At 36.2% G+C, this 15,373-nt stretch carries 14 protein-coding genes; 5 read left to right on the top strand and 9 right to left on the bottom strand.

Annotated elements, in window-relative coordinates; genetic code table 11:
• Positions 1-20 precede the first annotated feature (20 nt).
• Positions 21-545, top strand: coding sequence for a YgjV family protein (locus E2R68_RS08150; protein WP_134277197.1), 525 nt, complete (start codon positions 21-23; stop codon positions 543-545).
• Positions 546-601: 56 nt separating this feature from the next.
• On the opposite strand, the gene E2R68_RS08145 is transcribed toward E2R68_RS08150, so the two are convergent.
• The 6 genes from E2R68_RS08145 to E2R68_RS08120 are packed head-to-tail and all read right to left on the bottom strand — an operon-like array spanning position 602 to position 7,414.
• The gene (locus E2R68_RS08145) at positions 602-1,528 is read right to left on the bottom strand and encodes an iron-siderophore ABC transporter substrate-binding protein (RefSeq protein ID WP_134277196.1); all 927 of its coding nucleotides are present in this window, start codon (positions 1,526-1,528) and stop codon (positions 602-604) included.
• A 21-nt stretch (positions 1,529-1,549) separates the two neighbouring features.
• Positions 1,550-2,587, bottom strand: a complete 1,038-nt coding sequence (locus E2R68_RS08140) for a FecCD family ABC transporter permease (protein WP_134277195.1) — start codon at positions 2,585-2,587, stop codon at positions 1,550-1,552.
• On the bottom strand, positions 2,587-3,585 hold the full coding sequence (locus E2R68_RS08135) for a FecCD family ABC transporter permease (protein WP_134277194.1): 999 nt from the start codon (positions 3,583-3,585) through the stop codon (positions 2,587-2,589). The genes E2R68_RS08140 and E2R68_RS08135 overlap by 1 nt, the downstream gene beginning before the upstream one ends.
• Positions 3,582-4,430, bottom strand: coding sequence for an ABC transporter ATP-binding protein (locus E2R68_RS08130; protein ID WP_134277193.1), 849 nt, complete (start codon positions 4,428-4,430; stop codon positions 3,582-3,584). Before E2R68_RS08130 ends, E2R68_RS08135 begins: the two co-directional genes overlap by 4 nt.
• Positions 4,431-4,462: 32 nt before the next feature.
• The gene (locus E2R68_RS08125; protein ID WP_134277192.1) at positions 4,463-5,227 is read right to left on the bottom strand and encodes a siderophore ferric iron reductase; all 765 of its coding nucleotides are present in this window, start codon (positions 5,225-5,227) and stop codon (positions 4,463-4,465) included.
• Between the two features lie 36 nt (positions 5,228-5,263).
• Entirely contained in the window at positions 5,264-7,414 is a 2,151-nt protein-coding gene (locus E2R68_RS08120; protein ID WP_134277191.1) for a TonB-dependent siderophore receptor, read from the bottom strand.
• 401 nt (positions 7,415-7,815) lie between these two features.
• On the opposite strand from E2R68_RS08120, the gene E2R68_RS08115 reads away from it, so the two are divergent.
• Both E2R68_RS08115 and E2R68_RS08110 read left to right on the top strand, forming a co-directional pair.
• Positions 7,816-8,682, top strand: a complete 867-nt coding sequence (locus E2R68_RS08115; RefSeq protein ID WP_134277190.1) for a DMT family transporter — start codon at positions 7,816-7,818, stop codon at positions 8,680-8,682.
• A gap of 51 nt (positions 8,683-8,733) precedes the next feature.
• Positions 8,734-9,501: an SDR family NAD(P)-dependent oxidoreductase gene (locus tag E2R68_RS08110; RefSeq protein ID WP_134277189.1), complete on the top strand. Its 768-nt coding sequence runs from the start codon at positions 8,734-8,736 to the stop codon at positions 9,499-9,501.
• Positions 9,502-9,572: 71 nt separating this feature from the next.
• On the opposite strand, the gene arsB is transcribed toward E2R68_RS08110, so the two are convergent.
• The 3 genes from arsB to pdxR all read right to left on the bottom strand — a co-directional run bounded on the left by arsB (position 9,573) and on the right by pdxR (position 13,237).
• Positions 9,573-10,601, bottom strand: coding sequence for an ACR3 family arsenite efflux transporter (gene arsB, locus E2R68_RS08105; protein WP_134277188.1), 1,029 nt, complete (start codon positions 10,599-10,601; stop codon positions 9,573-9,575).
• Positions 10,602-10,648: 47 nt separating this feature from the next.
• A complete protein-coding gene (locus E2R68_RS08100; protein ID WP_243834632.1) occupies positions 10,649-11,446 on the bottom strand; it encodes a metalloregulator ArsR/SmtB family transcription factor in 798 nt (265 codons plus the stop codon).
• Positions 11,447-11,713: 267 nt separating this feature from the next.
• The gene (gene pdxR / locus E2R68_RS08095; RefSeq protein ID WP_134277187.1) at positions 11,714-13,237 is read right to left on the bottom strand and encodes a MocR-like pyridoxine biosynthesis transcription factor PdxR; all 1,524 of its coding nucleotides are present in this window, start codon (positions 13,235-13,237) and stop codon (positions 11,714-11,716) included.
• A gap of 253 nt (positions 13,238-13,490) precedes the next feature.
• Here pdxR and tauA point away from each other — a divergent pair, with 253 nt between their 5' ends.
• Entirely contained in the window at positions 13,491-14,498 is a 1,008-nt protein-coding gene (gene tauA / locus E2R68_RS08090; RefSeq protein WP_134277186.1) for a taurine ABC transporter substrate-binding protein, read from the top strand.
• Positions 14,499-14,529: 31 nt separating this feature from the next.
• On the top strand, positions 14,530-15,369 hold the full coding sequence (locus E2R68_RS08085; RefSeq protein WP_134277185.1) for a taurine ABC transporter ATP-binding protein: 840 nt from the start codon (positions 14,530-14,532) through the stop codon (positions 15,367-15,369).
• The last annotated feature ends 4 nt before the right edge of the window (positions 15,370-15,373 follow it).

Raw genomic sequence — 15,373 nt, 5'->3', positions numbered from 1 at the left:
CTTTAAAAATTGAGTACAATATGATTGATCAACACGTGATCGCACAAACATTAGGTTTTGTGAGTTATGCACTTGGTGTATATGCCTTTTATCAAAAAGACGATAAAAAACTGAAAATCGTTATGTTGATTTTTAATGTGAATCACTTACTGCACTTCATCTTAATGGGCTCTATTGTTTCTGCAATGAGTGCATTACTTTCTGCTGTTCGTACGGGAACGGCTATTTATGTTTCATCAAAAAGAGTGGCTGCATTTTTTATTCTTGTGGGGTTAGCGAGTGGTTTATATTTAGCTGACAGCATCTGGGATATGTGGTCAATATTTGGTGTGATGATTGGAACTTATGCCGTTTTTGTATTAAAAGGTATTCCAATGCGGATTGCATTTATACTGGGGGCAATGTGTTGGTTAACTAATAATATTTTGATTGGTTCAATTGGTGGCACTTTATTAGAAGCAACGCTGATTAGCATTAACCTGGTTACCATTGTCCGTTTATTACGAGAGCAACGTCAGGCAGATAAAATATTAGAGAGTCATTAACATAGCTTAATGTTATTCGCAGGGTAATAAATAATATTAGCCTGCGAATTTTAGCTTTATTCTGTTTTAGTTATTTTAGATAATTCCGGCACCATTTCATCTAATAAATACTGAATAGAAAGGTAGTTAAATAATGAGAATGCCCCTCCTACAATATCACCGGTAAAATATTCTTTTTTGTTTTTATAAAATGGCATACGAGTACGGAATACAGCAGTGCTTGCTTGATTAATACTTTTTTCAGAAGCTAACCAAACCACAATATCATTATTTAAAAGATCTAATCTTTCTTCACTAAAAGAAGCATAAAAAGCATCGCCCGCGAGTTGGTCTATTTCATTTGGGATAACAAATCCAAGATCAATTAAAAATTGTGAGCGTAAATCTTTACTCGCATAAGCCCCTGGTTGCTTGTTGTAATAAAAAGCAACTGCTGCTGTTTTTCCTTTAAATTCAGGATGTTCTTTTTTTACAGTTTCTATTCTATTTTGTAATGACTGTATATGTGCTTTTGCTTGTTCTGTAAAACCTAAAGCTTGCCCTATGAGCAGATGGCGGACATTCCAAGGAATTGTCCAATTACTATAGCCTTGTGGTTGCGCTAATGTAGGTGCAATCGCATTCAGTTTTTGATATTCCTTTTTATTCATGCCCGCTGAAAGACCAATAATTAAGTCAGGTTTTAACGCTGCGATTGCTTCATAATCTAGTAGGTTGGGATCCAGTAATAATGGTTTGCTATCGCCTAATTTTTTTTGTGCCCAAGGCCAGACACCGTAGGGTTGATTACCATACCAATCACGGATCGCAATAGGTTTGATACCAAATGAGAGAATATCATCTTGATCACTGAAACCAACAGAGACTACTCGTAGAGGTTTTTGCTCAATGGTTAATGTTCCATATTTATGTTCAATATTAATTGGAAAAGCCAATGCATAACTGCTTATCCATAAGGTGAAAAAACCTAATATCCATTTCATTTTATTTTCTCTTTTTCATTATTATTTATGATTGTTTTTTATTAATAAGTAAGCAAATAATGGTGCGCCAATTAATGAGGTAACTAAGCCTGCTGCAAGTTGTGTTGGAGCAAAGACAGTTTTCCCAATAATATCTGCAACTAAAACTAAAAGTGCACCAACTAATGCAGTTAATATTAAGTGATTAGCTGGGCCACTACGGACAATATTACGTGCTAGATGTGGTGCTAGTAGACCGATAAAACCAATTGGGCCAACCACTGCTGTTGCAATAGCTGCCGCTGCAACAGAGAGCGTAAGTTGTATAAGCATTACTTTTTTTAGATTTGTACCTAAACCAATTGCCACTTCATCACCCAAGCCAATAACCGACATTGTTCTTGCTTGATAAAGTGCAATACAACAGACTATAAAAAGAGCAATGCTTAAAATGCTAACGTCATGCCAACTAGCTGAATGCACACTACCTGCAAGCCATGAAAGGGCATCCATCGCAGATTGAATATCCCCGTAGGTAAGCAAGGTTGATATAATGGCACTGATAAAAGCTGCAACACCAATTCCTAGTAAAATAAATTTAAGAGGGTGACCTTTACCTCGTAATAATTGAATAATCATAGCGACAAAAATAGCACCTGAAAATGCTGCTATTTCACGCCAAGTATCAATATATTCAGGGAAGACAATCGTTAAGATAACCACTGCTAATGCAGCACCTTGGCTTATGCCAACTAAGCTTGGATCTGCTAATGGATTACGTGTCATATTTTGTAATAGTGCCCCTGATAATCCAAATAAGGCACCACTTAGAATTGCTACCAAACTTCTTGGTAATCTAAATTCCCAAACAATTAAGCTTGCTTGTGAATCTATCAGCCATTGATTTTGTCCAAGTAGGGTGGAAACACTGTCATGTAAAGAAAGAGGATAGCTTCCAGTCGTAGCACTAACTGCCAATGTTATAAATAATATGGCTAGGAGAATAAAGCACCATAACACTGCTAAGGTAACAAACTGCAGTGATAAGCCTTGTTTGAATAAACGCAAAGTAAATAACATTAACGCACCTTCATTTTAACTAATAAAACAAATAACGGTGCACCAATTAAGACAGTGATTAATCCTGTTGCGACTTCTTGTGGCTGAATTATCCATCTTGCAATACTATCAATGAACAAGAGGTAAATAGCGCCTAACAAGATACAGTAAGGTATTATCCAACGATAATCTGCGCCCACAAAAAAACGCACAACATGTGGAATGACTAAGCCAATAAAACCTAATGGGCCAGCAAGGGCAATGGAAACAGAAGTTAATATCACCACGCAGATCAATAATTGCCATTTACGTTTTTTGATATTGATACCTAAACCAGTCGCAACTTCCTCACCCATTGATAATGCAGTAACACTAGGAGCAAGTATGATAGCGGCTAATAAACCGATAACTATCCATGGAAGACACCAGTAAAAAATATCAATATTACTTGCTAATAATGAACCTACTAACCAAGTACGCATTTCTTCAAAAGTTTGTTGATCAATTAAATGGTGGATAGCCAGCAAAGCGGCTGAAAAAGCAGTAAATGCAGATCCAGCCAATATCAAGTTAAGTGAGGTCAGGCCGCCAGGTGCTCGAGATGCGATACTCCAAACAATCATTGCGCTTACTAATGAACCAATAGCAGCGATTAAAGGTAACCAAACTAATGAATCTACATCCACAAAAGTTGACCAATAAACCACAGCGAGAGCACCGCCTGTCATCATGCCTAATAAACCAGGATCCGCTAATGGATTACGTGTTACACCTTGCATCAAAGCACCGGCAACGGCTAAACAAGCCCCCACACAAGCAGCAATAAGAGCACGAGGAAAGCGTAACTCCTGAATAATTAAATGATTAAAGTTACTTTCGTCATAGGCATAAAAAGAATGTATTAAGTCACTAATAGGGATCGTTTTTGTACCGATGGATAAATGCCAAATAAAGGTAAGGGTAAGCAGTACCAGCATGATCATAATGCCAGTGTAACTTAACCATTTCTGGCGTTTCATAGTCCCGCCTTATTGTTTTCATTATTACTTACATTGTTACTTGTATTACTAGGTACGCAAATGAGTGAGTTAGACTCAAGGTCTTTTATCACTTTTGCTGAAAGTCCAAATACTGCTTTTAGATTGTTTGCATTAAATACTTGTTGGGGTGTGCCTTGTGCATATATTTCACCATTTTTCATCATGATCAATTGATCCGCATAAGTCGCAGCTAGATTTAACTCATGTAAAACAATGACTAATGTTCGCTGATGTTGATGTGCCATGTCACGTAATAATTCTAATAGGTCAACTTGCACTTTAAGATCTAAATAAGTGGTAGGTTCATCAAGTAAAATAATATCGGTTTGTTGTGCTAATACCATCGCTATCCAGCAACGTTGTCTTTGTCCACCCGATAAATCTGTGATTGCTAAGTCTGCAAGTTCTTCGATATTTGCCATTTGCATCGCTTCAGTGACTGCAGCTTCATCTTCAATGCTCCACTGTTTAAAAAAACTTTGATGTGGGTATCTTCCTTGTGCAACTAATTCTTTAACAGATAAACCTTCTGGTGCAATAGGGCCTTGCGGCAACAGAGCCATGGTTTTAGCTACTTGTTTGGCGGGTAGAGTATGAATAGATTGTTGATTGAGTAATACTTGTCCGCTCATTGGTTTAAGTACTCGAGCTAAGCATTTTAACAGAGTAGATTTTCCACAACCATTAGAGCCAATTAATACACTCATCTTTCCAGCTTCAATAGCAAGATCAACATCTTTCACAATTGCTTTGTCATATCCAACAACAAGTGCCTCAGTCGTTAAACTAATAGGTGATTTCGCTCTTTTTGATTTAATTGTCATGATTTTAAAATATCTTATTATTATTATTATTGTTATTTATGTAACTTAGGGCAGTTTGAACAAAGTCTGTCATTCACTTTATAAGCAAGGCAGCAACTACTTCGAATATGTGAAATTGGGCTTTGTTCTTTGATCACTAATGATGACTTGATATGTTTTTCTGGTAGGCCCATTCCTTTAACCCATAATCGAGCATGATCTAGTATATTTTGATCATTAAATTCAGGCAGTAAATGGCGTACTTTTAGTAAATTACTTAGTATCCAGTCGACAATAAAACGCTGTACGTAACCAGGACGGCAACGCCATAAAGAATCCAATTGCACACGGTAATGTTCAAATAATGGCTGTAGTTGTGCAGAAGCAAGTGGAATTAATTGTTCAACTTCCCCTGTAGCAATGGCATTACTTTTAAAGGTAAAACCAAAAATGGAGTTGTGTTGTCTCTGTTGTTTAAAACTACTGAAATCAGGAAGTTGTTTGAGCCCATAAATAGAGATAAAGGCGATATTTATAGGTTGCCAGCATAATAATTGCCAACTGCGAGCGATAAAATAAGCATGACCAGCTTTAGGAAATTCACCCTCTAGATCATTTCTTAACGCTTGTATTGTTAAACGATCTCGATCATTTCCTATAAGCCAATCTGCCGATGATTCTAATTCATTGATATCGCTTGTATTGTTAATAAGCGTCATCTCATCACTTTCAAACTTACCATCAAGATAAGGTATAGCGTGTCTACACAAATCAAGAATAGGTGTGAGATTTTGCTTATTATCAGAAATATATTGCATTAGTTATCCAAGAAGGCGGCATAAGCCACCAAATCTTTAGAAGCTATAATTAAGTGCAAGTTCTGCGCTACGCTCAGCGCCGTACCAACAGTTAAATTCGTCATAACAGGTATAAGATTCTGTATTAAATAAATTGTTAATACTTAGATTTGCTGTCATGCCACTCATTGAATTTGTTAAGTAAGCAAAGTCATATCCAAAAGAAAGATCAACCACAGTATAATCAGGAACTTTCCCCTGTGTATTCGTTGCATCCATCTCCATTTCACCTACATAACGTACACCTGTACTCGCTCTTGTTCCACCAAGTACACCATCATAAATAAGGTAGTTTGCCCATAAATTTGCTGCATTTTTAGGCACGTAGATAGGTGTTGTACCTTGTAGACCATTTGTACTATCTTCTGTTATTTCTACATCTAGGTAAGTATAGTTTGCGGTAACATCTAAAGAGTCTGTTAAGTACCACTGACCTTCAAGCTCTATACCACGAGATGTGACTTCACCTACTTGTAACTTATTACCCCATGGATTAGTTGGGTCAGCCATTAAAGCATCACTTTTGACAATGTTAAATGCAGAAATCGTTCCTGATTTAGACATGTCTGGTGCCATATATTTCACACCTAGTTCAATTTGTTGACCTAATTCTGGTTCGTAATTTTGTCCTGCTGTACTTGATGTCGGTTCAAAACTTGTTGCGTAACTTACAAAAGGAGATACGCCATTATCAAACTGATAAAGTCCTCCAACACGGTAAGAGAATTTAGATTGATCAGCTTCTGAATATGTATTGGCATAATTATCAGAATAATCACTGCTTGATTTGAATTTATCAAAACGTCCACCACCAATCAGCACCCAGTTATTTAAACGAATTTGATCTTGGAAGTAGGCACCAACTTGTTCAAGTGTCACTTTATCTTTTCCGCTATAGGTTGCGGAAAGTTGAGAAGGGTCGATCATGTTGTTATTAGGGGTAAATATATTAAATGTACTAAATTGGCTAGTGGTACCATATTCGTTGTATGCCGAGTCCCCATCTAATTTTTGATAATCAAGGCCAAACAATAAATTATGTTCAATAATACCTGTATTTACTTTTACCGATAATTGGTTATCAATAACAATACCTTCAGAACTTTCACTTGTATCATAAATATTACGATCTAAATTACCCGTTGTTGCATCAAAATTACTTGCTACGTGATAGGTATTTTTCTGCTCTAGATCGGCTTTCATATAACGGAAATTTTGTAAAAAAGTTACATTATTATTGAATGAATGTTCAAATTTATAACCAACAAGAAAAACTTCTCGCTCAAATGAGCTCCAATTTTTATCACCTACAGATGTATTTGGATTAGTATTGCCGTTAGGGTTATCTACCAACATGCCTGATGCTGGCATTGCTGAATTCATCCCCATTGCTGGATCATTTTGATAATATAAGCTTACATTTAATAATGTATTGTCGTTGATATGCCAATTTAAAGAAGGTGCAATGACATAACGTTCTTCTTCTGTGCCGTTAACCTGCCCATCTTGTTTTCTTGCAAGACCAATAAAACGGTAGTCGACATTACTTTCGCCTATTTGACCTGTTGAATCGATAGAAGCTTGTTGTAAGTTGCGGCTACCTGTTGCTACACCGAGATCTGTTTTGCTTTCTGATTGTGGTGATTTTGCAATCATATTAACCATACCACCTGGAGGCATTGCACCATATAAAACAGATGTTGGCCCTTTAAATACTTCTACTTGTTGAATCGCAATAGGATCAATTTGTGGTTGTAGGTTCCATCCAGTTAATGATTGTAATGCCAATCCATCATAATAACTTTGCTTTGCGTTGAAGCCTCGAATATTAAAGGTATCGTACATAGTAACCGAAGCACCTTTTTGCTCAGTTGTTACACCAGGAGTGTAACGTAATGCTTGGTTAAGTGATTTAACACTTCGTTCTTCTAATTGCTCAGAATCAACAACATTAATTGCTTGTGGTGTTTCTTCTACTTCTAATGAGGTTTTTGTCGCTGTATTACGATAGGTTTGACCGAGGACTGAAACAGTCTCAAGAGAGTAGGTTTGATTGTCTTCTTGATCTGCGTAAACAGTAGCTGAAGCAAGTAAGCTAATCGTTAACACACTAGCTGTTGTATTTTTTATAAGATTATTCGATTTCATTTTATCAACGTTTTTATATTAGAAAAGAGTAAAGATGTATATCAAGTAAATGGTAGTAATTATCATTAATGTTAAATTAATACCACCTTAAGCTTAATGATAATTATTATCGTTATTTTTTTGAGAATGGTATCGGATTTGTTTTTTTTTTGCAATAAAGTATTTAATAAGGGGTATGAAAAATTATTAGATCTTTTTTAAAAAGAGAGCTGTTAAAGACAATTTTATTAAACTGATGATTGAACAGTAAGGTAATCACTCATATTCTAATACTTTTTACTAAAAAAATTGAACTGCGTAAGTATTGATATTTTAGTGTTTATTTAAATTGTGATGATAAGATATTCAATCTTATATAAAACATATCTTTTAACTTCTATGAAGTGGCAGCAAAGGATGGCATGAATAAAGCAACTATCAGTGCATTATTAACCATATTAATGTGGTCTTCTTTAGCGACTTTAACCATATCTATTAATCATATTCCTTCGTTACTTTCTGTTGGTCTTGTTTTAGTGTTTGCATCTATACCCGGATTAAAACATTGGCGTGAGTGGCAACTTCCTCGGAAAGTATGGGCAAGTGCAGTATTAGGTATGTTTGGTTATCATTTTTTACTTTTTGATGCTTTCTCTCGAGCGCCTGGAATGAGCGTAAATATGATCCAATATTTATGGCCATTATTTATTGTATTAGGTACACCATTATTCACACAGTCACGTCTTAATTTTGGTCATGTGCTAGGCGCACTGTTAGGTTTTAGTGGGATCATATTAATGTTATCTCAAGAACCCGTTGTATTTAATCATGCTGATTTGTTGGGTTATACAGAAGCTTTTATTGCTGCTTTATTATGGGCTTTTTATACGTTATCAAATCGTAGTTATAAACAAATGCCAATGTCCGCGGTTGCTGGATTCTGTTTAATATCAGGAATATTAGCGTTAAGTAGCTATGCTTTGACTGCTGATATTCAAACTGTGATCCCTTCAAGTTATGACTTTTTTATTATTGCCTTGCTGGGGCTTGGGCCAATGGGGTTGAGTTTTTATACTTGGGATTATGCTATACGCCATGGTGACACTAGAGTCATTGGTGCATTAGCTTATTTAGCTCCATTATTATCAGTTATCTGGATGGCTATATTTATTTCTGAGGTTACTTTAAAACCTATTCATTTAGTGACCTTATTATTGATCATTGGTGGCGCTTCATTGGGGCAATATATTGAAAAACGTAAATTAAGAAAAATCAGACTAGTTAATTAAAGCGATTACTATTTTTACATCGATAAAATGATCTTTATTAAGGAAGGTAATATGACTGCAAATCAACTTCCTGTGGTTTTAATCACAGGAGCAACATCTGGATTTGGTTTAGCAACGGCACAAAAGTTTGCTGCACATGGTTATCCACTGATTATCACGGGACGTAGAGAAGAACGTTTACAAACTCTTTGTGAGGAATTATCCAAGCTTACTCAGGTTTTTTATTACTCATTGGATGTAAGAAATAGTGATGCTGTGAGTGAGTTTGTACAAGCGATTCCTAATGATTTTAAGCAAATAGGTATACTTGTTAATAATGCTGGTTTGGCATTAGGAGCAGAACCTGCAGACCAAGCTTCATTGAAAGATTGGCATACAATGATTGATACTAACGTAACTGGTTTAGTTAACATTACTCATAGTTTATTACCTATTCTACGCGAACAAAAAACGGCAAGTATTATCAATTTAGCCAGTATTGCGGCTAACTGGCCCTATCCTGGCAGCCATGTTTATGGTGCAAGTAAAGCTTTTGTTGCTCAGTTCTCAAGAAACTTACGTAGCGATTTTGCGGGGACGGGAATAAGAGTTACTAGTTTAGAGCCGGGGTTAGCTGAAAGTGAATTTAGTTTAGTTAGATTTAATGGTGATCAAGAAAAGTATGCGCAAATTTACGATGGTACTAATGCAATACAACCTGAGGATATTGCTAATATTATATTTTGGATTGCAGAACAACCTGCGCATATCAATATCAATAGCTTAGAGGTAATGCCTACGTCACAGGCTTGGAACCCACTTAAAGTTGTTAAGCAATAAACTATTTTTATACATTAATCCCATTTAATACTCGTTAAATGGGATTAACTTGCCTGTTAATTATTTGCCTCTTAATTAATTGCTTTGTTATTAAACCAATGTGGTGTTCGGTTAATAATCGCAACTAATGCCAGCATAATAGGGACTTCTACTAATACACCAACCACAGTTGCTAATGCTGCTCCAGAATGTAAACCAAATAATGAAATAGCAACAGCAACAGCTAATTCAAAGAAGTTTGATGTGCCAATTAAACTTGCTGGTCCAGCTATGTTATGCGGCAATTTCATCCATTTTGCGATGGCATAAGTAATAATAAAAATACCAAATGTTTGTAACGTTAATGGAATTGCGATTAAGAAAATAGTTAATGGCTCGGCAATAATCGTATTTGCTTGAAAACCAAATAACAATGCCACCGTTGCTAATAAACCAATCATTGACCAAGGTTTTAATTTGGCTAATAAAGTAGGCAGTGCCTGACTATTTTTCTTATTCAGAATATTTCTAGTGATCATGCCGGCAATTAATGGCAGTAATACGTATAAAAGCACTGAATATAATAAAGTTTCCCAAGGAACTTGAATATCACTGACACCTAATAAAAATGCAGAAATAGGGGCGAATGCAAAAATCATGATCAAGTCGTTTACAGATACTTGTACCAAGGTGTAATTAGGATCGCCTTTTGTTAATTGTGACCATACAAATACCATCGCAGTACAAGGTGCGACACCTAGTAAAATCATACCGGCAATGTATTCTTGTGCTGAAGCAGGGGCGACTAAATCCACAAAGAAAACACGGAAGAATAACCAACCAATTGCAGCCATAGTAAAAGGTTTAATTAACCAATTAATGACAACAGTTAAGATAAGCCCTTTAGGATTTTTGCCAACATCTTTGATTGCTGAAAAATCAATTTGCACCATCATCGGATAGATCATCACCCAAATAAATACAGCAATGACTACATTAACATGAGCAATTTCCAGACTGGCTATTTGTTGAAATGCGGCTGGCTGCCATAAACCTAATGTCACACCTGCAGCAATGCTGATGGCTACCCAAACGGATAGATAACGCTCAAAAATACCCATTATTATTCCTCTTTAAATTTTATTGTTTATTCGTTAGTGCTTATTAATCAACAAGTAGTGGGGTTATTTGTGCCTTTTTTGATTTTCGATAATTGCTGTAAGGGATTAATTATTTGTTGAGTATTATTTTCTGCTGTTTTAGCAATGACTGATTTAACCCATAAAGGCAGTTGTTCATTGATTCGGTAAAAGACCCATTGACCTTGTTTTCTTGTTTTCAGTATTTGCGCTTTTTTTAATACGGCTAGATTGCGAGATACTTTGGGTTGACTCTCTTCCTGTAAGGCACTCATCAAATCACAAACACAAAGTTCACCATAATAATGCGTTAAGATGAGAGTTTTTAAACGGATATCATCGGTTAGGCATTTGTAAAATGAGATAGGATCAATTTGTATTTTCGTATCAGTTGTTGATGTATTCATAGCCTCTTTTTTAGACATTAATAACATTGAGATACGTGAATTAAGTTCATCAAATAGTGTGATAAAAGTAGATAGATTAGCTTTATCTTGTGAAGTAGTGATGTTCCATACTAATTGCTGTTGGCAATGAAACCGACTGATATCTGACTTTGTGATCTCTTCACTCAGGGTAATGACATAATCAAACTGTTGTCTCGAAAGCTCTGTTAATGACCATGAGCTAAGCTTTGTAGTATTAAGCCCCAAACCTACTATTGCTTGTAGCAGATCATTATCAATTTTTGTTGGATGAATATCAGCACTATAAATATCAAAATACTCAGCACTTTTATAACGTAATAAAGCTTCTGCTATTTGAGAATGCATTGAGTTATTTGCACTGATAAAAAGAACACGTAATTTCTGTTTATTTTTCATCATTAAATTTGCATCCATAAATAAAGAGTTTGAATATGTGAATTATTTTATATATGTTTTTTTGTATGTACAAGTTGTAAAGTAGTTTTTGTTAGTCTCTGTGGGTGCTGAAGTTATTCAGCTTATTTAGGAAGAAATTGAAAAAAGGTGGCTTGAAAGCCACGCCCCGTAATTAGATTGGTACACGTGTTTGTATCTGCTGTTTATCTATTGAACTGGGGCGCAGCATTTATGCTGCTTGCTATTTGAATTTAAATGCATAACCTCGTTTTAACTTACTTTTTGCTCAAATGGTTCAATGTAATAAGAAGACGATTGATCCAATTGAGCAATCAAACCACCAAGAATAGCTAACCCTGCAAGTATTTTATCGCTTTGAATCGCAGAAAAACCAAGTCTAATATAATTTTTAGGTGCATCTTCTTGCATAAATAAAGTATCACCTGATTCGATTAAAATACCATGTTGCGCAGCTTCTTCACGCAATGCTTGACTGGTAATACCTTTGGGCAAACCTATCCAAAAACAAAAACTTCCTGCTGTTGAGTGTACTTCACATCCAGGTAAATAGCGTTCGATACCTTCCTGCATTTGTAACCATTTATGCTCATAAGTACGGCGCATACGGCGAACATGGCTATCGTAATAACCTTGGCTAATGAATAATGCCGCAATGCGTTGATTATTTGATGGTGGGTGGCGATAATGTAAAGATCGTAATGTGCGTAACTCTTTGATCAAGGCTTTATTTGCTACTAAATAACCAATGCGTATTCCTGGTGTTAGCGATTTTGATAAGCTACCAACGTAAATAACGCGACTATTTTTGTCGAAACTTTTAAGTGCGGGTAATGGCTCTTCAATAAAATTAACTTCACTTTCATAATCATCTTCAATAACAATAAAGTCATCACGGCTAGCTTGTTCCAGTAAGGCTTTACGTCGTTCTATTGTCATTGTTACCGTTGTTGGATATTGGTGACTAGGGGTCACACAAACGTAATCACAACCTGTTAACTGTTCTCCTACTTTCACGCCCATTTTATCAACTTCAAGTGGTTTTATTGGACTCTCACAAAGTGAAATAACATGTCGTAAATTTGCATAACCAGGATCCTCTACTCCAAATGTAACTGATGGTGCTGCTAATAAACTGGTTAATAAAAATAATGAGTTTTGAGTACCAAGGGTAATTAATACCTCTTCATCTTGCGCACTTATTCCTCGTTTAGATAAAATTTGTTGGCGAATTTGAGAGATTAATTGTGGATCATCTATTCCAATAAATCCTTCGACCCATTCATGCACTTTTCCCTTACTTTCTGCTATACGAGAGCATTCTCGCCATTGATAAAGAGGGAACTCATTAACGTCAATATGTCCATAGATAAACGGATAGGGATACTTGAGCCAATGCTCATCTTTGTTGAGTGATGAAAACTGGCTAGGTTGTTTTTGTAATCGTGTTGACCAGTCTGGTTCACTATCTATTGCACTTTGATTTAACGACTCTGAATGCACTAAACTAGGGAGGCGTTGCACCATTGCTAAGTCTGGATGTACAAAAAAACCACTTCGCTTACGTGCGACGAGGTAACCATCATCAACTAAACTTTCGTACACTAATACCACAGTATTTCTTGACACTTTAAGTAGTTGAGCCATTTTTCTACCTGACGGTAAAGCCTTGTCTCCAAAGGTATCTGATTCGATTAACTCGACCAATTTTTCACGAATTTGCTGTTGATAAGTACTGCCATTATGCAACTCAATATTTATTAAAAAATCAACCATATTTGCCTCGCCTAAAATGTTGGAGCGAATCTTGTTTATATATCTATGTAGAAATAATTGTTCTCTCATTTAGATAAGGCAATTTTCAAGCCAAAATAGAAAACTTAGTAAGTCAGCCAGTGGAAAAACTAAAAACTATTGTGGACTATGAATTTAATAAACTGGCTCTGTATCTTATTTTTTGCATTGCGTAGTTTAAATGGAGACAAAATTATTATCCCAATAAAGTCACATTAAATAAGGAAATTCTAAGATGAAGCTATGTAAACCAAAAGCAATGATGACCGCAATAGCAGCTCTATTCATGACATCAGCGGTAGCTGCAAAGGATGTCACTATCGGTTATATGGGGATGAATAATCCTTGGAAACATGCGATCACTGAAAAACTAATCGAGAAAGAAACGGGTTATGACGTTAAGTGGAGACGTTTCGATTCAGGCGCAAAAGTTATTACAGCAATGGCATCTGGCTCTATTGATATTGCTTCTGCTGGCTCTAGTCCAATTGCTGCTGCAGTGAGCCGTGGTATTGATATTGAATTAGTATGGGTGCTAGAAAACATCGCCAATGCAGAGGCGCTGGTGGTACGTGATGGCTCAGGCATTATTGCTCCGTCAGACTTAAAAGGTAAGCGAGTTGCCGTTCCATTTGTATCAACAACTCACTTTCATGCGTTATTTGCTTTAGAGCAGTTTGGTCTGTCTGATAAAACAGTTAAATTAATGAATATGCAACCAAACTCGATTGCCGCAGCATGGCAAAGAGGGGATATCGATGCCGCATTTGTTTGGGATCCTGTGTTAGGTAAAATTAAAGAAAATGGTAACGTTTTAATTACTTCTAAAACATTAAGTTCATGGGGTAAACCAACATTTGATGGCTTAGTTGTTGATAAAAAATTCGGTAAAGAAAATGCTGATTTTATGGCAAAAGTATTGAAAATTGTCGCGGATCTTGACCAAGAATATCGTGATAACAAAGACTCATTTGATGCTTCTTATCCTATGGCGAAATCAATTGCAAAAATTTCTGGTACTGACGTAAATGATGTTGCTGGCGTATTGGCACTTTATGAGTTCCCTGACTTCACTCAGCAATTGTCTTGTAGTTGGCTTGGTTGTGGGATTGAAGGTGGGGCTGCTAAATCGCTTAAAGCAACTTCAGAATTTTTGAAAAAAGAAAATAAAATAAATGAATTAATGCCGGATTACAGTGTTTTTGTTAATCCTGAATATGCACAAGCTGCATCGAAATTGTAATTAAGTTGAGGATATCTATAGGAGCATTGTAATGAATACATTAAAAGTTTGTGAAGTATCAGTTATCTATCCTGGCTCAGAAGGTGGTGAATCTGTCACTGCTTTATCTGATGTTAACTTAACCATGAAGCAAGGTGATTTGGTTGTTGCGTTAGGTGCGTCTGGTTGTGGCAAAACAACACTGCTTAATCTTATCGCTGGATTCATTTCACCAAGTAAAGGTTATTTAACTTTAGGCGAAAGCCTGGTGGAAGGTTACCCAAGAGTCTTGTGTGGAAAAGATATTGGTGATGAAGTAACTGGACCCGACGCTGATCGCGGGGTGGTATTTCAGAAACATGCTCTACTACCTTGGTTAAATGTGATTGAAAATACTGAATTTGGTTTAAAACTACAAGGTGTTGATAAGACTGTTCGCCGTGAACGAGCTGCAGAATATTTAAAACTTGTAGGTTTAGAAGAGTTTCATCAACACAAGGTATATCAACTTTCTGGCGGCATGCAGCAACGAGTGGGTATTGCTCGCGCATTAACTAATGATCCAAAAATGTTATTGCTCGATGAGCCACTAGGCGCTTTAGATGCACTGACACGAGAGTCATTACAAGAACTCCTATTAGATGTTTGGCGTAAAACCAACAAAATGATGTTTTTCATTACTCACAGTGTTGATGAAGCTTTATTATTGGCAACTAAATTGGTAGTGATGTCACCAAGACCCGGGCGAATCACTCACCAATTTGATTTAAATTTCAATCAGCAATTTTTAGATTGTCGAGATGCGAGACAAGTCAAATCTACCCCTGAATTTATTGCGATGCGAGAGCAAGTATTATCCATTATTCACGGCGATGAATTAGCAACAGCTTAAGGAC

It is taken from the genome of Psychromonas algarum (assembly GCF_004376845.1).
Taxonomy (GTDB): Bacteria; Pseudomonadota; Gammaproteobacteria; order Enterobacterales; family Psychromonadaceae; genus Psychromonas.
This window is presented reverse-complemented; position numbering and strand designations above follow the sequence as displayed.